Below are 20,050 nucleotides of genomic sequence, written 5' to 3' on the forward strand. Positions count from 1 at the left end.
AGAAAGACTGCGGACTTGTTCATTTTTGTAGGTGCGATGCTATCGCGTCTTGGGACCGCAGAACGCGGTTGACTTCAACTCTGCTTCAACCTTGGTATGAAATGCCAATGAAATATCAAGAAATTCACCGAAACATTTGTTGCAGTGCAACCGATTTACTGCGAACTGTAGAATCCGTCTAAGTAACGCGAAGTTCTCAGTTGAATTCTACAATTAGTCACTTCATTTTCTAGCAGATTTTACGGACTAGGAGGCCAGTAGGGCTTCGTCAAAGGCCAGTGCCAACGTTTCTCCCGCGACAGTTTTTTGTTTCGCCACATAAAGTTGTAGGGTCTGATCAAAAGTAGATCCCCCAAATGGCGTCTTACAAAGCAAAGTCAGATCGCCTCCCTGGTGACTGATGACTTGGGCCTGAGTGGGCTTGTTATCTTCCCAGATAAGATCGATCTCGAAACCGCCACGGGCACGCAGACCACGAACTTCTCCTTTCGGCCACACGCTTGGCAAAGCAGGCAAGAGCTGAATGCCGTTGTGGGTCGTGTTCATCAGCATCTCGGCAACGCCGCGCGTGTAACCAAAGTTGCCGTCGATCTGAAATGGCGGATGCGCGATCATGAGGTTACCATAAAGGCCGCCATCTTCACTCTTCGGTGCTTCATTCTCCACGCGGTTGAACATGTTATGGATGATCTTGTAGGCATGATCACCATCACCAACGCGGGCCCAGAGGCAAATCTTCCAGCCCATGCTCCACCCGGTTGCCAGATCTCCGCGGATCTCAAGAGAGCGTACTGAAGCTTTCAGCAACCTTGGTGTGTCTTTGCCGATCTGATCACAAGGGAACAAGCCATAGAGGTGAGACAAGTGGCGATGCGTTGGCATGAACTCTTTAAAATCCTGAGACCATTCCTGCACCTGACCTTGTGCTCCGATCTGGTAAGGTAACAACCGTGCAGCCTTCGTCTCTAATGTCTCTGCAAGAACGTCATCAAGTCCCAGTAGTCGGGCCGCAGCGGCGGTGTTGGTGAAGGTCTCCCGAATAATGGCGCAGTCCATGGTGCTGCCCTGATCGACTGTGATGACATGGCCATCCTCGTCCAGATACCGGTTTTCCGGACTGGTGCTGACCTTCGGTACCAGATAACCCTCTTTGTTCTCACAGAGCCACCATTCGTAGAATGCCGCTGCAGATTTCATCAAAGGGTAAGCGCGGTTCTTGAGGAATTCTTTGTCGCCAGTGTAAAGAAAGTGCTCCCACATATGAGAGAGCAACCAGCCTGCTGCCATGGGCCAGAATGCAGAGGCTGGGTCACACGGAGATGGTACACTGTCACGCCAGATGGTGGTGTTGTGGAACGCACACCATCCAGGAGCATTGAACATTTTCCTGGCTGTGCGAGCTCCTGAGATTGCCAGTTCTTCAATTAGCATGAAGAGCGGCTCATGCAGTTCGGAAAGGCCTGTGATCTCGGCAGGCCAGTAGTTCATCTCCAGATTGATGTTCATCGTATAATTGGAGGACCACTGCGGCCGGCGTAGGTTGTTCCAGATGCCTTGCAGGTTTGGTGGCTGACTGCCTGAACGAGAAGACGCAATCAACAAATAACGACCATACTGGAACTGCAATGCGGCAAGCGCTGGATCGCCTTTGTCCTGAAACTGCTCCAGCCGCGTGCTGGTTGGCAGATCGGGAATGGGATCATTGCCTAGTTTGAGCGATACACGGTCAAACAGCTTCAACACATCATCCATGTGTTTTTGCAGCATGCCCTCATAAGGAATAGAGCCTGCAGCTTCCAATGCCTCTCTTACGATAGGAGCCGGATCTTTTCCTTCACGGCTAGGGCTTTTGTCCGGTCCGTTGAAGCTGGTTGCCATCGCAATACGAAGGGTAACGGTTGTTGCGCCTTCAACATGCAGTTCACCGCGTTCTGGGCGAATATTCCCGCCTTCCAACTCAACAGAAAGGCCTGCCTCAAAATACGTACCTTCCCCCAAGCCATCTTCGCTGTAAACAATACCGCCGCGATGTCCGTCCTGCTCATTCTCAGCAAAGGGGCGGAGTTTGCCGTCTGTGCCAAAAATCTCGGGATTCCGGGTCTGTTCCTGATCATTCTCGATGCGCTCAATCACACGGCTGCTGGTAAAGGCGGGTGCTTGGCCGCGAAGATGCAAGCGCGTGTTGTCAGCTTCCTGCGTTGTACGGCATGTCGGGTGCGGGCTGTCATAACGCAAGCTGAGGGCGAGTGTGCCCGGCTTGTCTGTTGTCAGGCGAACGACGATGACATTATCCGGATAGCTGGCAAAGCTGGTGCGTGTGTATTTCACGCCACCTTGCTCAAAACACTCATGATGTAATGAGTGACGGATATCCAGCGCACGGTGATAGTTGGATACTTCGCCTTGGTCTGCCATCGCGATGAACAGATTGCCGACTGGTTGGTAAGCTTGACCTTGTCGCCCCGTCCAATTCTTACGCACGAACTCTTGCGCCTCAAAGAGTTTTCCGTCTCTCAAAAGCTTTTCAGCATGGTCAATTTGATCCGCAATTTCTGGAACGGGGTAAATACGCGTTGGTTCTCCCGAATAAAGCGTATCTTCGTTGAGGTGAATGCGGGCGTTTAGCGGGTTGCCATAGACCATTGCGCCGAGGTGACCATTTCCGAGTGGCAAGGCCTCGTTCCAGTGAGCGGCGGATGTATCGTACCAGAGAGTATGAGCGGGATCGGCATTTGGAAAGAAATCTGTAATCATTATGAAATGTCCTAGGAAGTACGGGCGGGTCCGGAGCTGTCTCGAACCTTCAAAATGTTGGAAATGGAAATGGAGCGAGGTGGGATTGTGGGGTCTTCAATAGCGGAAAGCAGCAGTTTTCCTGTTGCTTCACCGAGGGCGTCAATGGGTTGGGAAACCGTAGTCAGGCGGGGATGCATGGAGGAGGCGACATAGCTGTCGTCATATCCAATAATCGAAAGGTCTGAGGGGACGGAGAGGTTCATCTCCTGCGCTGCATGGAGAGCCCCGGCAGCGAGCAGGTCTGTTGTCCCGAAGATAGCCGTGATGCCGGGTGAAGTCTTTAGCAGAGCACGGGTGGCTTCAAATCCAAAGGCGACCTGATCTTTCGCATTGTCCCGTCTGATGTGAAGCTCAACGGGCTCTGGAAACTTTGCAATTGCGCGCTGAACGGCTGCCAGGCGTAAGTCATGCGGGCCTTCCGTATGCCACGGTTCAAACGGCAGCAGCATACCGATGGAGCGGTGACCCAACTCAAGCAGATGCTGAATGGCGATGTGTCCACCCTGCACATTGTTGAGGTTGGCGTGAAACTGCAACGGATCGACGGGATAACTTTCCACCAGAACGCAGGCCACATTCGCTTTTTCAAGACGATGGATAAGAGAAGGGATGTGCGAGGTGTCTTTAAATGGTCGCAGCAGAATACCGCCAACGCGCATGTCGAGCAGAAACTCAATCTGCTCCTTTTCCATTGCCCGTTCACCGTAGGTGTTGCTCATGATCGTAGTGAAGCCATGATTGAAGAGCGTGTCTTCGGCAGCATCTGCGAAAATTGAACTGAAGTGTGTGCTGTGATCAGTCTGAAGAATGCCGACGATGCGGGTTTCTTTTTGCCGCAAACTGCTGGCCAGCTTGTTGGGCCGATAATCCAACTCAAGGATGGCTTGCTGAACTTTTTCTCGGGTTTTGGCATTCACTGGGCCAGTGTTGTTGACGACCCGCGACACCGTGGCCGTGGATACGCCCGCTACCTCAGCTACACGACGAATATCTGTCATGCCAAAAAAGTCCTCGCGAAAATATATTATTATGTAACACTCATAAGAGCGTGGGAGCGGGTCTCTATGAATCAGAGTTTCATAAAACAGTCATGTAAAAATACGACCAAAAACATGTAAACGTTACACTTTGATGTTTCATGGCTGTGATTTATGGGTTTATACTAATTTTCGGGGCGTAACAAGTGAAATTGAAACTCACAACTGTTGCAATTCTGCGAATAATATAGATCACCTAGGGGTGTAGGTATGGGAGGAGACCTGCTGGCAAGCTTCAATATAAGACGCCGATTCGTCATATGAGTGTCATATGTAGAAGCAAAAAAGTGAAAAGGATTACAGTGATTCCAATTGCTGGTAGTCTTTACACAAAGCTTGCGGAGGAATTTTGCAATGAGTTTGAAACGTAGTCGGCAAATGGTTTTCGGCGGAGCAGTGAGCGCGCTGGCCCTTGTGGTAGCCACAGCAGCAGCTTCTGCCAATCAATGTTCAGCATATAATCAGGCCCCACTTCTGGACCAGATGTCGGGTCTGCCAACTGTTGCCGAGCGCTTGCCGGTTAATCCACTCGTTGTAGACGGGATTGAGGGCATTGGCACCTATGGTGGTGAGATGACCGACGTTTATGCCGGTTCGCGTATCGGTGATTACCGTCGTTACGGATACGACCCACTTGTACGCTGGAGCCCAGATGGCTCTGAGGTCCTGCCCAACATCGCTGAGAGCTGGGACATCTCAGCGGATGCGACCACCTACACCTTCAAACTGCGCGAAGGCCTGAAATGGTCTGACGGCAAGCCGTTTTCTGCCAAGGACATCCAGTTCTGGTGGGACCACATTGAAACCAACCGCGAGATCAACCCCAAGGGTCCTCGCAAGATGTTCATCGTAAATGGCGAAGAAGCGAAGGTTGAAGCGCTGGACGACACAACAGTGCGGTTCTCATGGAGCCAGCCAAACGGTGTCTTCATGCTGGATATGGCATCCCCGTATGGCCAGCGCGTAGTTCAGTTTGCTGAGCACTATGTCAAAGACTTCATGAAAGACCTAAATCCGGACGGCGTTGCCAAGATGATGGCAGATGCGGGTGAGGCTGACTTTGGTAAATGGTGGCTGGGTCGTATCGGTACTTACGGCAAAAACGCCGAGCACAATGATCCAAATCGCCCAACCATGCTTGCATGGCGTCCAACAGAAGCGGTTCTTGGCAAAGAGCGGTTCACCTTTGAGCGCAACCCGTATTACTGGAAAGTCGACAGCTCCTGCAACCAGCTGCCTTACATCGACAAGCGCACATGGGTACTGGCGAAAGATCCGGAAGTTGCGCTGCTGAAAACCGTACAGGGCGAGATCGACATCTCTCCGCGCAACATTTCAACGCCGCCAAATCGCTCTGTTTTCTTCGATAACAAAGAGCGCGGTGACTACCGCCTCGTGACAGCAAACAGCTGTAACTACAACAATGCTCAGTTCATGTTTGCCATGAACCACCCTGACCCGGTCAAGGCGCAGGTGTTCCAGAGCAAAGACTTCCGTATTGGTCTGTCACTTGCCATGGACCGCGACCTGATCATTGATGCAGTGTATCTGGGGCAGGGGGAACCGTATCAGGTCAGCCCGCGTCCTGAATCGCCGTATTACAACGATCAGTTGGCGCGCCAGTATACTGAGTTTGATCCTGATCTGGCAGCGGAACATCTCGATAAGATTCTGCCGATGGGTCCAGATGGCAAGCGTGTCGGCCCTGATGGCAAGCCATTCAAGTTCATTGTTCATGTGAATGAAGGCTTCCGCCCGGACTGGGTGGATATGATGCAGATCATCGCGAAAGACTGGCAGGAGCAGGGTCTTGAGGTTGTGGTGAGTGTGGCCAGTGATGAGATCCACATGGCAACACTGGGTCGTGCTGACAAAGAGATCACCATTTGGGTAGGTGAAAATGGCTGCGGCCAGTTCCCACTGGTGAACCTTGAGCGCCTGACCAACTTTAAAGAGCATGGCAACTGGGAAGGCTGGGATGCATGGCATGACCTGAAAAAGGATGCCAACGCAACCGTTCGTGAGGGCGTTGTACCAACCGAGCCGCCAGCAGGCGTGAAGCGCATGTACGAAATTACTGATCTGGTGCCAACCAGGGTGGGTGATGAGCAAACGGCGCTGATGGAAGAGTTCATGCAGCTTTCTGCAGACAACTTCCTGTCCATGGGCATTGCGTTGCCGGGCGGTGGCTTCCGCTCCATCAGCAACAAGCTGCGTAATGTGCCTGACACACTGTTGGAAGGCTGGCTGTATCCGGGTCCTGCACCTGTGAACTTCTCCAGCTTCTACATCGATCCTTCCAAGAAGTAATCGATCGCCTGAACCAAACTGCCCCTCCTCGCGTGGAGGGGCAGAGCCTTGCAACTAGGATATCTGCTTTAAATGGGAATGTTTGTTGTCAAACGGGTCCTGCTGATGATCCCAACCTTGCTCGCGATTTCACTCGTCGCGTTTTTGGTGATCACGCTGCCACCCGGAGACTATATTGACCGATTGGTTTTGGAAGCATCGCTGGATGGAGATTACATCACCGCTGCTGAAGCCGAAGGTCTGCGGAAAATATATGGATTGGATAAATCCGTTCTGGCTCAGTACTTTGACTGGGTCTGGAAGATGGTAGTGCATGGAGACCTCGGGCGCTCTTTCAGTTATGAGCTTCCGGTTGAAGAACTGATCTGGGACCGTCTGGGCATGACAACGCTGCTCTCGATTTGCTCCATGGTCTTCATCTGGACTGTCGCCATTCCCGTTGGTATTTTCTCCGCTGTTCGCAAATATTCTCTTGGCGATTATGTCGCCACCTTCCTCGGTTTTATCGGCCTTGCTGTGCCAAATTTTCTGCTGGCGCTTGTGCTGATGTATGTTTCGTTTCGCTATTTTGGCCAAAATGTCGGTGGGCTGTTCTCACCGGATTATGTCAATGCGCCGTGGTCCTTTGCCCGTGTCGGTGATTTGATGGCCCATATCTGGATTCCCATGATCGTTTTAGGGACTGCTGGAACTGCAAGCGTGATCCGCACCATCAGAGCAAACTTGCTGGACGAGTTGCACCGTCCTTATGTGGTCACCGCCCGCGCCAAAGGCATGCCGGAGCACTGGGTGCTCACCAAGTATCCGGTTCGTCATGCGTTAAACCCGTTCGTGTCCAGTCTCAACGAACTGTTTGTGCAGATCGTGTCTGGCTCCACCATTGTTTCCATTGTGCTTGGTTTGCAAACCACAGGCCCGTTATTGTTTGATGCGTTGCGTCAGGAGGATATGTATCTGGCTGCTGCCCTTATCATGTTCCTCAGTTTCCTGACTGTGATTGGAACGTTGTTCTCTGACATTCTACTAGCCTGGCTTGATCCGCGTATCCGTCGTCAGTTCAACAATGGGGGGCTGTAATGAGCGCTACTGATTTCGCTGGTGCACCAACAAGTTCACGCGCTTATGAGGGCCAATGGCGCCTGATGTGGCGCCGTTTCCGCAAACATAAACTCGGCATGTTGGGTGGCATCATCACACTCCTGATCTATTTGATCGCTGTGTTCGTGGAGTTTCTTGCGCCTCATGACCCCAATGATTTCAGCGTGCGCAACACCTATGCACCGCCGCAGAGCATTCATTGGTTGCTGGAAACAAAGGACGGTACAGTGTTTCAGCCGCATGTGTTGGGATACCGCTCCAAGATTGACTACAACTCAGGGCGCCGTACCTTTGTTGAAGACCCGCGCCGTGTTGTGAAGCTGGGCTTTTTCGTCAAAGGTAAGCCTTACAATCTGTTTGGTTTGATTCCTGCTGAGCGCCGCCTGTTTGGGCCGGTCAAAAAACGTGATCGCATGTTTTTGCTGGGAGCGGACCGTCTTGGCCGCGATGTGTTGAGCCGCACCATCCACGGCACGCGCGTATCCATGACGATCGGTCTTGTAGGCGTAGCCTTGAGCCTCGTGCTGGGTGTGCTGATCGGCGGTCTTTCCGGCTACTTCGGGGGCTGGGTGGATACGGTCACGCAGCGTGTTGTTGAGTTCCTCCAATCTTTACCAAGTATCCCGCTCTGGATCGGCCTCGCCGCTGCAATTCCGCCAGATACTCCGCCTTTGCAGACCTACTTGCTGATCACGGTAATCCTGTCGATCATCGGTTGGACAGGGTTGGCCCGTGTGGTGCGCGGCAAGTTTATCTCTCTTAAATCGGAGGACTTCGTAAAAGCCGCTCGTTTGGACGGATGTTCTGTTCCACGTGTTCTGGTAGGCCATATGGTACCAAGTTTCATCAGTCATATCATTGCGGTGGTGACGCTTGCCATTCCGGGCATGATTGTTGCTGAAACGTCTTTGTCCTTCCTGGGGATTGGCCTGCGCCAGCCCGTGGTCAGCTGGGGTGTCCTGCTGCAGGAAGCGCAGAACATCCGCTCTATCGCCAATGCTCCATGGCTGTTCTGGCCGGGCGTGATGGTCGTGATCGCTGTGCTTGCACTCAACTTCTTTGGTGACGGCTTGCGTGATGCTGCCGACCCGTATTCCAAGTGAGGATTGAAACCATGAAACCCATGATTAACGTCACGGATCTCAGTGTTTCCTTCTCAGGAGATGATGGGAAAGTAACCGCGCTGGACAACATCAGTTTTTCCATTCCCGAGGGAAAAACGGTGTGTCTGGTGGGGGAGTCCGGCTGCGGAAAGTCTGTCACCGCAAAGGCGCTACTGCGTATTCTGGACAACCACGCTGCCATTGAAAGCGGCAGCATAGAATACCAGCGTGCGAGTGGTAATCTGCTTGATCTTGCCCAAGGTCCTGCAAAAGCCAAGCATATTCGCGCCATTCAAGGCAATGAGATCTCCATGATTTATCAGGAGCCGATGACCTCGCTGTCTCCGCTCTACACCATTGGTAATCAGATTGTAGAAGTGCTGCGCTGGCATACGAACCTGAGCAAGGAAGAAGCCAAGTTTCAGGCGATTGAGATGTTGCGGCTGGTGGGCATTCCCTCTGCTGCTGACCGGTTCGACAGCTACACCTTTGAACTGTCTGGTGGTATGCGCCAACGTGCCATGATTGCAATGGCCCTGATCTGTAACCCACGCCTTCTCATTGCCGATGAGCCAACCACCGCGCTGGATGTGACCACGCAGGCTATTATTCTGGACCTGATGCGTGATCTGCAGAAGACCCGCAATATGTCCATGCTGTTCATCACTCATGATCTGGGGGTGGTGGCAGATATCGCCGATGAGGTGGTGATCATGTATCTGGGCAATGTGGTGGAGCAGGGGCCTGTTGAGCAGATCCTCACTAACCCGCAACACCCTTATACAAAGGGTCTTTTGGCCTCTCTGCCTCACACAGATGGAAAACGCCGTGCACGCCTCAATGCCATTCCGGGCGTTGTACCAAGCCTTCAGAACCGGCCCAGGGGCTGTCCATTTCAAGAGCGTTGTGACCACTTTGTCACCGGTCTTTGTAACGAAAAACTACCAGAGCTTACCGCGATCAGTGGGGTGCAAAGCGTCCGCTGTCACGGGTTTGGGGCACAGGCAGAACTTGTCCCACTACATGCGTCGACCTCCCAAGTTGATGACTGCCTGCATGTCCCAAACCCGGTAGACCGCACAGCTGCGCCAATCCTTGAGCTACAGAACGTGAGCAAACACTTCCCGATCCGCTCAGGCTTCTTCAACCGTCAAACGGGAACAGTGCGCTCGCTGAATGATGTTTCGCTCAACATCTGGCGTGGTGAAACCCTTGGTCTTGTTGGGGAATCTGGCTGCGGCAAGTCCACATTGGGTCAGACGATTATCGGCCTGCACAAGGCGACCACGGGCAAGGTGTTGTTCCGTCCAAACGAGGAAGACGTTGAGCTGACTGGCAAAACGGACAGTCAGTTGCGTCCATACTGGGCGGATATTCGGATGGTGTTTCAGGACCCGAACTCCTCACTCAACCCTCGCATGGCGGTTTATGATATCATCGCCGAAGTGCTGCGAGTTGGGCAGGAGCTGAAGAGCTCAAAGGACATTGAAGGGCGTGTTCTTGAGGTGCTGGATAAAATTGGCTTCTCAAAAGAGTTCCTCAAACGCTACCCGCATGCTTTCAGTGGTGGTCAGCGTCAACGTATTGGAATTGCACGTGCTTTGGCTCCTTATCCGAAGGTGATTATTGCGGATGAAGCGGTTTCTGCTCTGGATGTTTCCGTACAGGCGCAGATCCTCAACCTGCTGAAAGACCTTCAGGAAGAGCTGAACCTCACCTACCTGTTCATCAGCCATGATCTCAGCGTGGTCGCCCATATCAGTGACCGTGTTGCTGTGATGTATGCAGGGCGGATTGTGGAGCTGGCAGATACGGAGACGATCTTCAACACGTCAAGGCATCCTTATACCGAAGCGTTGATGAGTGCGATTCTGGAACCGGTGCCGAATGCCCACGCGGATGACACGCGCATCCGTCTGGAAGGCAATGTACCGGACCCGGCCAACTTGCCAAAGGGATGCCCATTCGCGCCGAGATGTCGTTATGCCACAAGTATTTGCGAGAGTTCTGATCCTTCGCTTGGTGAGGTCAGTACGGACCATCTGCTTGCTTGCCATCATCCCGATGTGGTGCAAAATACACCAGTAGACCAGCTTGAAGCGATGGCGGGGTAGCACTGATGGCAAGTATCCGGGATGTAGCAGAAAAAGCAGGTGTTTCAACGGCAACCGTCTCTCGTGTGTTGAACAAGGATGAGCGGGTAAAGGATGAAACCCGTGCAAAGATTCAGGCTGTCATTGATGAGTTGGGGTATCGCCCCAACCGTCTGGCAACCTCTTTGCGCCGGCAAGATTCCAATCTGGTCGCGTTGTTCCTGGAGAACCAGAAATCCCCGTTCGCAACCATGCTTTATGCCTCCATTGAGAAGACGCTGCATGACGAAGGCTTCAAGGTCCTCTCCTGCTGCACACGGGGAGAAGCGGAGCGGGAGCGCAAGTACACCCAGACCATGATCGAGATGCAGGTGGCTGGTGCAATCGTTCGTCCGTCCAACTCGGCAGCTGAGACACTGAAGAACGTTAAGCGCTTGCAAGCCAATGATATTCCGACGGTCTACGTGGATATTCTTCCGGGGCGTCGCTCTGAATCCTTTGTGGTTTGCGACAACACTGAGGGGGGCCGGATTGGTATGCGCTATCTCGTTGCTCTGGGGCATAAACATATCGGCGTGCTCGCGACCAAAGCCGATCATGATCCACGTCGTGAGAGCGTTGGTAACTTACGTATGCGCGGCATACTGGAAGTTGCCCGCGAATATCAGATTGAGAAGTCTGTCTACCTGCCAGAGCCTAATGAGCGTAAGCGTTATGATCTGGGGTATGCAACCGCCAATGAATTGCTGGATCAGAACCCTGAAATCACGGCGCTTTTTGCGATTACGGATACAGCGGCCATTGGTGCGATGCATGCGTGCTTTGACCGTGGTTTACGTGTGCCAGAGGACATTTCCATTCTCGGGTACGATGGCATCCCGATTAGCAGTATCACCTCACCGCAGCTTTCCACTATCCAGCAACCAATTGCAGAGATGGGAGCGTCTGCTGCCCGCTATATCATTGAAAAGATACGCAATCCTTCCAGCAAGCGTCTGCATGAGACCAAGCCGGTTGAGCTGAAACAGCGGCGTTCCGTTTCCCATCCCCGTAAGGGTTCTCTTCCTCTTTCTAAAGGTGCTGCGTAAGGCGCCAACTTTCTTGCAGGACAAGAAGATCAAGGAGTTTCAATTGAGCATTTCCGCAGCCCCTCTGTCTTTTTCTGAGGCAACATCGGCAGATATTGCAGAGCTGGTGAAGCAGCATGCGCCTGTTATTCGGTTTGACGACAAAGAACCTTTCCTCCCGTCAGCACTGGGGTATACGCTCTATGATCAGGACGGCATATCCGTCTCAAGCGCCCATAAAATAAAGCTAAATGGCGCTGCGCTTGCAATCGAGTATGCCATCTGGTGGGACTGGGATATCCAACACCTGTATGAGCTCGAGCACATCTGGGTTTACCTTAGTGAAGCCGGTGAGGTGATGCGTGTTGAAGGCAGTGCGCATGGCTGTGCGGGAGAATTGAGCACCTGGGACCATCAGGTGCCGCTGCAAGAAGGGCGGGTAATCCTTTATTCTGAACCGGGAAAACACGCTTTTGCAGCGAGTTCTGAAGCGCTGCGGGCGAACTTTGCGGTGACTTGCATCTGCTGTGGTGAGCGGGCGGGATCAAGTACCATTCTTGTACAGGATATGTTTGCTGCAGAGCTGGCTGACCTGAAGCCTTATGATCATCATGTCGCTCGTAAGTATATGGAATCTAAGGCGTTCAAACCGTCTTATCATTTCGACCAGATCCTCGATCTGCGCTCTGTTGAGATGATGCCTTGGGAAGAGTTGAAGGCTTCTGTTCCGTCTCGGGTTCGCTCTGTTCTGGCTCAGCTGCGAAAAGAGGCGAAAGGCGTGAAGGCTGTGTTCCTCGACAGCGGGGATACTTTGATCGACGAGGGCTCCCAGATTTTCGTTGAGGGGGAATTAGTGCTCTCTGCGGAGCCGATCCCGGGCGGGGATAAGCTGGTGGACTGGCTCAAGGAGCGTGGCTACATGGTTGCGCTGGTTGCTGATGGTCTGGTGGAGAGCTTTGAGAATGTCCATAAGGCTATGGATTTCTGGCATAAATTCGATGCGCGGTCGATCTCAGAAGCCGTTGGTTGCCACAAGCCGGATCCGCGGATGTTCCTTGAAGCAGTCAAGCTTTTGGGGCTGGAAGAAGCGGACCACGCAGGCTGTGTCATGGTGGGGAATAACCTTGAGCGTGATGTGGCGGGCGCCAACCGCTTAGGGATGACATCTGTCTGGATCAACTGGACACCGCGCTATCCGACAGAGCCAGCAAATGTGGATGAAGAGCCGGATTACACAATTGGCCTTCCGCACCAGCTTCTGGATGTGCTCGAAGAGATCGACGCGAAGGCGTAAAGCACTGTATTAACAACGTAATTCTTGAAAAAGATAAAGCCGCGGGATTGCTCTCCTGCGGCTTTTTCTGTGTGTAGACTCAAGATTTCCAGAAAACAGCATTCCTCTACATCATTGTTTCCATTGCGATTTTTGCTGCCTTCTTACCGCTTAGGTGAGCGCCGTGAACGGTCCCGTGGTACTGGAAATTTGTGTGTTCTCCGGCTAAGGTAAGGCATCTGCTGACAGGTTCGGATAACACATTGAAATCATAGGGATTACAGCCAACTTTGGCGTAGGAGAAAGCACCTTTTGTGTAAGGATCCTGCGACCAGCGGGTTGCGATGTAGTGACGGGGATCGGGCGTGTCCCAACCGAACATGGTGCGTACGGCTTTCATAGCATCTTCAAGCATATAGTCGTGATCCATGGTCTCTATCATGCGGGAATAGTTGCCGAAGCTCAGTGCGGTGAGTACGTTTGCGTTGATAAAGGGCTTATGGTTGAGGAAATAATTCCAGCGGCCCTGAGTTTGCGTCATTAAGCCAAAATACTGTGTGTTTTCAGGCCAGTGGAGCTCGTCAAATTTCATCGCCACTTTTGTGACGTCTCCCATACCAACGCGTTCAATTGCGTTCCTATGTATTTCGGGCAGGGGCGGAATGAACTCGATGTCCTGCGCCTTGAGCACGCCGAGCGGTACTGTGACAATCACGAAATCACTCTCAAAAATCTCTTTGTCCGTTTGTACAAAGACACCAGCGCGATCATGGTACGCGATACGGCGCACCGGTTTGCGGGTGAGTATTGCGATCCCATGGGTGAGAGGTTCCAAAAGCCTGTCGTACCCGTCTACCAAAACCACATCTTCACCGTGGAACATATCATCCTGATTAAAGTACATGGCAGAAAGTTCGTTGACCGGACTGCCCGTATCAAACTCGGTGTAAGCGGATGTCATCCATTTGAAGATCGGGTCACGAGACATTTTCGGCGCCATATGCTCCAGCGCCTCGGAAAGGGGCATATCTTTTGTCATGCCGGAGCCAATCAGATCCAGCATCTGCCGGTGCTCCTGTCCCATCTCGGAGATCATCTGATTAGAAATTTTTTTGCCTCTGTGGTTGAAGACGGCAAAGTTGGAATCTTTTGTAACAAAGGTTTTCTGGCCGGATTGCTCCGCAAGTTTCATGATCGGATTGTCTTCTGGCCCATGGATCCAACCGGCCCCTTCCTCGATGGGAACACCGAGCGCTCGGTTGGTGCGGATGCGGCCGCCAATCTTGTTGCTCGCCTCCAGCACCAGCACAGTGTAGCCAGAATCCATCAGCTCGCGGGCCGCTGTCAGGCCCGCAATGCCTGCGCCAATAATGATCACACTCTTGCCGCTGGATGAAACGTTTGGCTTGTTGAGGTTCAGATCAAACAGGCCGGCAACAACGACGGAAGAGGCTGAAGTTTTAAGGAAATTCCTGCGGTTAAGGCTGCTATTGCGGGGGCGAAAGACCATTGGAAACACTTTGGTTTGAAAGAGGTGCGCCTGCAACCTTGAGGTGTTTTATCGCAACCCACAAGGGAAACTCAGTGACAGCCCTAACAAACCGAGAAAGCGTTTTGGGACATTCAAGCAGCTAAAAACACACTGCGTTCATACGAATACGCGCAGCATGCATAATTATTCGATGCTGCACTTATTCCGCCCAAAAGACCAGGAACGATCTTCGGATTTTGTCCCTAGTTATGCCCGGTTAAGTCGCAGCATTCCTGCCAGAGTTCTGCATTGTTCCGGACTTTCAAAATCCATGAAAGTGGAATGCCTTTGTTGGTATTCAGGCCGTGTACTGCGCCAAGAACTGCGCCGATCAGAATGGAACGGCCAGCACTGTCTCCACCTGCCAGAATGTTGGCTTCAATCGCTTCGCGATAAGAACCTGTGTTCTTGAGGATGTGGAAGCTCAGCGGCACGCCCATGCCAAGGTGACAAGCACGGCCCGTGCTCTCACCGTATGCAACGGGGTCCGTTTCTGATGCGGAAAGAGCAGCCAAAAGCTTCTCCTGAATATCAGGATGGGCGGCATCAGCTGCAGCGGACAAGGCGCTTTGCAAGTCATCACCGTTCACAACACGGTCCAAAAGATCGGCAAACATAAAGCCGTAAGCGACGGATTCTTCATTGTCATTTGTGGAGCGGATAATCGCTTCCACCTGATCCTGCATCTGTTCGCTCTGCTCATAGGCGAACAGCACGGCCGGAATCCTGGAGAGCGCAGGAAGCTGATCATCATCTACGCCAGAGGGGGTGAGCTTCTCATTAACAATGTTTTCCAGCGTACCCCGTGTTGGGCGGTCAATATAGCCGTTATAGGTGCCACCAGCGCCGAAGTGAGCCGTAAAGGCCTGCTGAAACTCTTCCATCTTCAGGTGTTTGTCGTGAGCCAGCAAGTGTTTCAGTACCAGATGAAGGTTTTCACCGTATTGGGTGAACTGGCCGTCCTGCCGATTGGCATGAGCGAAATAAGCTGGCACACCCTCAAAGTAAGATGGGGTCAGCGGCACGAAAGCAGCAGAGTCATCGTGCTCCTGCGTGACATGATGGATGCGATCAACATCATAGAGCCAGTGCAGCCCCAGCGAGGCGGCGTCCGCAACAAATGCACCAAGAAGGCTATGCGCCTTAAACGCTTGCTGACTCATACAATTCTCCATTCCGATAGGATCGAGTTCAATCATCACTAAAATTTTGATGAGATAATAGGGAGAGGCTCGCCCGTCGAAAAGCCCCTTCAACCCATTGTGATTGATGTTGGCAATGCTCTGCTACGCTTTTGCACCAACTGTTGGTTAGGTGGTGGAGGCCAGAGCGCTTTGGCTGGAGAAGTGGAGAAAGGTCATCTCTGTTCCTTGATAGTCACCGGAGCGGGTCGTGTGGCTGGCATGGGTCAACTCGGAGATTGTTTTTGTCCAGAACGCCAGTGCTCCAGAGTTTTTGGGCAGCACGCGCACTTGCCAGTCTCCCGGATGCAGCTTCAGGCAGGCTTTCAGGGCCGCTTGTCCCAAGCCTTGCCGTGTGAACTTTCCAAGCACGAAGAACTGGCCCATGTCGATCAGCGTGGTGTCATAGGGATACTGCCGCACCAGCGCAAAACCTGCGATCTCGCCAGCCTGCATTATGAAATAGGGATGGTGGTTGGCTTCGCGGAAGTAAGCAAGCACGATGTTCTCATCAAACTCAAACCCGCCCGCTGCAGAAACCGGCCAGTGCATGTATTTGGACATGTCATAGAGGTAGAGCTGAAACATATTTTTCAGCACAGGCACCTCCGCCAATACCATCGGTTTCAACTCAACAGACATAACCACCCTCACATGTCGGAGCTACTCAGCAGAGCAATGCATTAGCACTGAATGAGGACTGGCGTCGAGCGGTTGTGATGTTGGAATGCCCGCCTAACTGCGGAGTGGTGTGACTTTGCAGACGATGGGGCGGGTGGGTTCGAGGAAGAGGACACCTTCCGGCTCTACTTTGTCGGCGTTGAGGATGTCTATGTCGAACCGGGTAACGAGGTTTGCCAGAATAAGCGTGCCTTGAAGAATGGCGGAGCTTGCGCCGGTGCACATGCGCAGGCCGCGTCCAAAGGGCAGGAAGCTCTTCATGATGATGTGCTGGTCTTTGCGCATATAGCGTTCAGGATCAAAACGGTCCGGATTGAACCAGTATTGCTGATGTCGATGCACAATCCATGGGGACACAGTAATCTGCGCACCTTCCTGCAAGTCCAGTTTACCCAGTTTGATTGGTCTGCTGGCGCGACGGGTCAGGTGCGGAATAGGCGGGTAAAGCCGCAGGATCTCGCGGAAGACATTGCGGGTATATCTGAGGCGTGAAAGCTGCTCGAACTGAATATTGTCCTGCCCGCCCACTTTGCTGACCTCTTCACGGATCTTTTGCTTGGCCTCAGGGCATTGGGAGAGCACAAAGAACGCCCACATCAAAGCTGCGGCAGCCAGCTCCTGACTGTTCAGGATTGTGGTGACGTGGTCCACGATTTGCTTGCGAGTGAAGGGGATATTGGTTTCTGGAGAGCGGGCAATGAGAAACTTATGTAAGAAGCTGTGATGGGAAAAGCTGTTGTGCTGGATGTTGCCATCAATGAGCATACTGACCAGATATCGTAGTTGCTGGGCCGCATACATGGCTGTTTGCGGTAGCTTGGGCAGCTGCCAGGCAACACCTTGTTCTGCCGTCTCACGGATCACCTGTGAGATGCGCTTCTCAAAGTCACGGGCATGGGAGTTGATCTCGTTGAACACATCTGTTGGCAGCTCGTTGGAAAACAGCATTCTGTAAGCGATGTCTGCATTCAGGCGTCTGAGCAGCAAAGACAGGTCTATCACCCGGTTTTCATTTTGAATTTCTTCGCAGTAATCTTCGAACCGGTTGATTGAGTTCTGGATGTGCTCAAAATTCACCTGCTGGGTGCGCATGGTGCCGATGGGCCGGATCATATCGCGCTGGTCTACACACCGGTTGTTGCTCGTCACAATAGGATGATCGCCCAGCAACGGGCGCAACAGCTCAATCATTCCCTCGGCTTTGACGAAGATCTCGGGTTTCTCTTCAAAAATTACGGAGATGAGGTCCGGGTCGTTGATCAGGTAATTGGGTTGCTCTGCCGTGGAAATGTCAACGATATCTGCTTTGTAAAGTTCTTCCGGGAGGTGCCTCAGGAGGTTTGTCTCAACGCCATCAAAGTCCCCCGTGCCTTCAGTGTATGGGTGAGGTGCCGGAGGGCGATATAAGCTGTTGTTTGTATCCATAGAGCCTGACTCGATTGCATCATGATGGTCACATCGAGGGTCCTCGCGGGAAATGACCCGATTTGCGAGTGTAGGCATTGCCGCTTTAATAATTCGCTGAATTTAATGTCGGATCATACTGAAAATACAATGCAATTACTGGTGGTTTTGGTGAGATGATGAAACCACGGCTCTGCATAACTGCTATGCGCTACGGTATCTTGACAGTTTGACTTGATTTCATATAGTTTGACCTCAAACAAAAAATAGAGATAAGTGCATGAATGTTTCCCCACGGACCTATGGCTACCTGCTGCGTATCAGCATTTCATTCTTCATGAGCATAATGATGTCATTTGCCATGCTGGTGTTGAACCTCGGGTTTGTCGAAAACTTTATTGTGCTGTGGTTCAAGTCGTTTTCTGTCGCCTTCGCGCTTGCTGTTGTTATCAGCTCGCTGGTCTTTCCCCTGGTGATCGCCCTGTTGTCGAAGCTTGTGAAAGTATGTGACGAGCCTGCCGACCTGCAGGAAGTGACGGAAGGCTGCTAAGCTCCGTTTTTCAAAAAACAAAGCACCTGACCTAACTGTGATGCAAAAAGGAGTGTCCCTTGCTTTTTGCATTTGCTTTGTGATGCATCACAGTATACGTGCAGTATTGATGTCGATTGGCATCCAAGAATTCTTTTCAGCACATTTCCTCCCACTGTATTCGCTTTCCGGTTCGCCTCGGTAAGCGGATTTGTGCTGCTAACAAGGACACAAAATGGCTCAGCTCCTCGGCAAACGAAACATGGGTATCGCGCTTACAATCCTGTCTACGCTCATCTTCGCGATGCAGGATGCGATCACCAAGCAGCTCGTGTCAGACCATCCGGTCTGGTTCATCATGATGGTGCGCTTTTGGGTTTTGCTGGTGATTGCGGTTGGCTGGGCCATGATCAGTGAACAAGGGCTTTATAATGTGGTGCGCACCAAACGTCCGTTGCTCCAGATTATTCGCGGCCTTCTACTGTTTGCAGAAATCTGCCTGATCACCTTCGCCTTCAGCATGCTGGGACTGGCCGATGTAACGGCAATTTTTCAGGCCCATCCGTTGATCGTGACGGGACTTGCGGCTCTCTTCCTTGGCGAGACGGTTGGCTGGCGCCGCATTCTGGCAATGTTCTGCGGTATGGCAGGCTTGCTGGTGATGCTGCAGCCGGACGGCAATATCGGCGGTTGGGGCGCTGTGGTGGCGCTGGCTGCCTCGGTCAGCTTTGCGCTCTACCAATTGTTTACCCGTGTTGCGAGCCAGGATGACAGCGCGCTCACGTCATTTCTCTATGTTGGCATTGTGGGTACAGTTCTCTCCACCATCATCGGCTCTCAACACATGATGGCGTTTGATGAGGTGGAATGGGCGCTGCTGCTCGGCATTTGCGCAACGGGGACCTCCGCACACTTTCTGCTGATGAAAGCTCTTTCGCTGGCACAGGCAAGCGACATTCAGCCGTTCAACTATCTTCAGCTGGTCTGGTCAATCCCGATCGGGTTCCTAGTGTTCTCCGACCTGCCAATCTGGAGCACCATTCTCGGTGCAATCATCGTGGTGGGTGCAGGCCTGTTCTCGCTGTCTCGCCAGCGTATCCGTGCGGCTGAGAAGGAAACGGGAGTTGAACCCGAGACCTCAGAGGAAGTGGCTGCGCGCGCCGACTAACGTGCCGCGTGCCTACCGTGCGGTTTAAAGCCGGTTGCCGCGGGCCAAAAACCTCAGGATATCACCATTGGTGGGCCAGCTGCGATACCGCGGCGCCCGGTCATCCGGCGCTGGTGGACAGTCGTTCTTGCCGAGGAAATGGGAGGCGACGAGCTTCCCTGTCTTGCGGAACAGGTCAAGGTTGGTGCGAAAGAGCGTTCTCTTTTCCGGCACCACAGTCGTTTCCGCCAGCACTTTACCAGCATCAATCTTTTGAATGCTCTCATGCAGGCTGAGGGTGAAAGCCTGTTCATTCTCCAAAATTGCATGAAAGATCGGATCCGGCCCTTTGTAGATCGGCAGTTTACCGGGATGGATGTTGTAGGTCCTGCCGGAAAACCGCTCGTAAAATGCCGCGTTCAAAATCTGCCCCAGATGAACCGTGAGGATCAAATCCGGCTTACAACGCTCGATAAAGTCGAGAGTCTGAGGCGCGCTGGCGTCATTCGTTGGTAAAACAGGACATTGCAGGCTATGAGCCCAGGTCCGCATGCTCTTCCATTTGGGAACATGTGGCATCCGGTAGGCCGGCTTTGTCACGGCGCCCAGGTATCCCGCATAAAGCGGACCGGAGCGGAGCATCAGGTCTTTATAAGCCCGCCAGTCATTGCGCTTGCCAGATACGGCGGTGCACTTCACAAGGCCGCAGATCTTGATTTCCGGATATGCCAGCAAAGAATGTAAAGCAGCATCAGTGTAAACGCTGGCGTTGGAAACAAGACAGATCTGCATGCGTACTC

At 52.6% G+C, this 20,050-nt stretch carries 15 protein-coding genes; 8 read left to right on the forward strand and 7 right to left on the reverse strand.

The window, feature by feature from the left end:
- Positions 1-246: 246 nt before the first annotated feature.
- Positions 247-2,754: a glycoside hydrolase family 95 protein gene (locus tag PsW64_RS06080; RefSeq protein WP_082831026.1), complete on the reverse strand. Its 2,508-nt coding sequence runs from the start codon at positions 2,752-2,754 to the stop codon at positions 247-249.
- Between the two features lie 11 nt (positions 2,755-2,765).
- On the reverse strand, positions 2,766-3,794 hold the full coding sequence (locus PsW64_RS06085) for a LacI family DNA-binding transcriptional regulator (RefSeq protein WP_063303027.1): 1,029 nt from the start codon (positions 3,792-3,794) through the stop codon (positions 2,766-2,768).
- Positions 3,795-4,187: 393 nt separating this feature from the next.
- Here PsW64_RS06085 and PsW64_RS06090 point away from each other — a divergent pair, with 393 nt between their 5' ends.
- The 6 genes from PsW64_RS06090 (at position 4,188) to PsW64_RS06115 (ending at position 12,798) form a co-directional block, all read left to right on the forward strand.
- Positions 4,188-6,143: an ABC transporter substrate-binding protein gene (locus PsW64_RS06090; protein ID WP_063303028.1), complete on the forward strand. Its 1,956-nt coding sequence runs from the start codon at positions 4,188-4,190 to the stop codon at positions 6,141-6,143.
- A 72-nt stretch (positions 6,144-6,215) separates the two neighbouring features.
- On the forward strand, positions 6,216-7,220 hold the full coding sequence (locus PsW64_RS06095) for an ABC transporter permease (RefSeq protein WP_063293506.1): 1,005 nt from the start codon (positions 6,216-6,218) through the stop codon (positions 7,218-7,220).
- The gene (locus PsW64_RS06100; protein ID WP_063303029.1) at positions 7,220-8,344 is read left to right on the forward strand and encodes an ABC transporter permease; all 1,125 of its coding nucleotides are present in this window, start codon (positions 7,220-7,222) and stop codon (positions 8,342-8,344) included. Before PsW64_RS06095 ends, PsW64_RS06100 begins: the two co-directional genes overlap by 1 nt.
- Before the next feature lie 11 nt (positions 8,345-8,355).
- Positions 8,356-10,458: an ABC transporter ATP-binding protein gene (locus PsW64_RS06105; RefSeq protein ID WP_063303030.1), complete on the forward strand. Its 2,103-nt coding sequence runs from the start codon at positions 8,356-8,358 to the stop codon at positions 10,456-10,458.
- Positions 10,459-10,463: 5 nt separating this feature from the next.
- Positions 10,464-11,525: a LacI family DNA-binding transcriptional regulator gene (locus tag PsW64_RS06110; protein WP_063293509.1), complete on the forward strand. Its 1,062-nt coding sequence runs from the start codon at positions 10,464-10,466 to the stop codon at positions 11,523-11,525.
- Positions 11,526-11,568: 43 nt separating this feature from the next.
- Positions 11,569-12,798: an HAD family hydrolase gene (locus PsW64_RS06115; RefSeq protein ID WP_063303126.1), complete on the forward strand. Its 1,230-nt coding sequence runs from the start codon at positions 11,569-11,571 to the stop codon at positions 12,796-12,798.
- A 106-nt stretch (positions 12,799-12,904) separates the two neighbouring features.
- On the opposite strand, the gene PsW64_RS06120 is transcribed toward PsW64_RS06115, so the two are convergent.
- From PsW64_RS06120 to PsW64_RS06135, 4 genes are all read right to left on the reverse strand, one after another.
- Entirely contained in the window at positions 12,905-14,287 is a 1,383-nt protein-coding gene (locus PsW64_RS06120; RefSeq protein WP_063303127.1) for a flavin monoamine oxidase family protein, read from the reverse strand.
- Between the two features lie 224 nt (positions 14,288-14,511).
- Positions 14,512-15,471 (reverse strand): ADP-ribosylglycohydrolase family protein, encoded by a 960-nt coding sequence (locus PsW64_RS06125; RefSeq protein ID WP_063303128.1) that lies wholly within the window; start codon positions 15,469-15,471, stop codon positions 14,512-14,514.
- A 147-nt stretch (positions 15,472-15,618) separates the two neighbouring features.
- Positions 15,619-16,131, reverse strand: a complete 513-nt coding sequence (locus PsW64_RS06130; protein ID WP_063303031.1) for a GNAT family N-acetyltransferase — start codon at positions 16,129-16,131, stop codon at positions 15,619-15,621.
- A gap of 93 nt (positions 16,132-16,224) precedes the next feature.
- Positions 16,225-17,595: a cytochrome P450 gene (locus PsW64_RS06135; protein WP_063303032.1), complete on the reverse strand. Its 1,371-nt coding sequence runs from the start codon at positions 17,593-17,595 to the stop codon at positions 16,225-16,227.
- Positions 17,596-17,854: 259 nt separating this feature from the next.
- On the opposite strand from PsW64_RS06135, the gene PsW64_RS06140 reads away from it, so the two are divergent.
- A complete protein-coding gene (locus PsW64_RS06140; RefSeq protein WP_063303033.1) occupies positions 17,855-18,124 on the forward strand; it encodes a DUF2798 domain-containing protein in 270 nt (89 codons plus the stop codon).
- 214 nt (positions 18,125-18,338) lie between these two features.
- Positions 18,339-19,271 carry a DMT family transporter gene (locus tag PsW64_RS06145; RefSeq protein WP_063303034.1) on the forward strand — a complete coding sequence of 311 codons (933 nt, stop codon included), beginning with the start codon at positions 18,339-18,341 and terminating at the stop codon, positions 19,269-19,271.
- 24 nt (positions 19,272-19,295) lie between these two features.
- Here the strand turns inward: PsW64_RS06145 and PsW64_RS06150 are convergent, their stop codons facing one another.
- A complete protein-coding gene (locus PsW64_RS06150; RefSeq protein WP_063303035.1) occupies positions 19,296-20,042 on the reverse strand; it encodes a formyltransferase family protein in 747 nt (248 codons plus the stop codon).
- Positions 20,043-20,050: the final 8 nt, after the last annotated feature.

The organism is Pseudovibrio sp. W64 (assembly GCF_001623145.1).
In the GTDB taxonomy this organism is placed as follows: Bacteria; Pseudomonadota; Alphaproteobacteria; order Rhizobiales; family Stappiaceae; genus Pseudovibrio.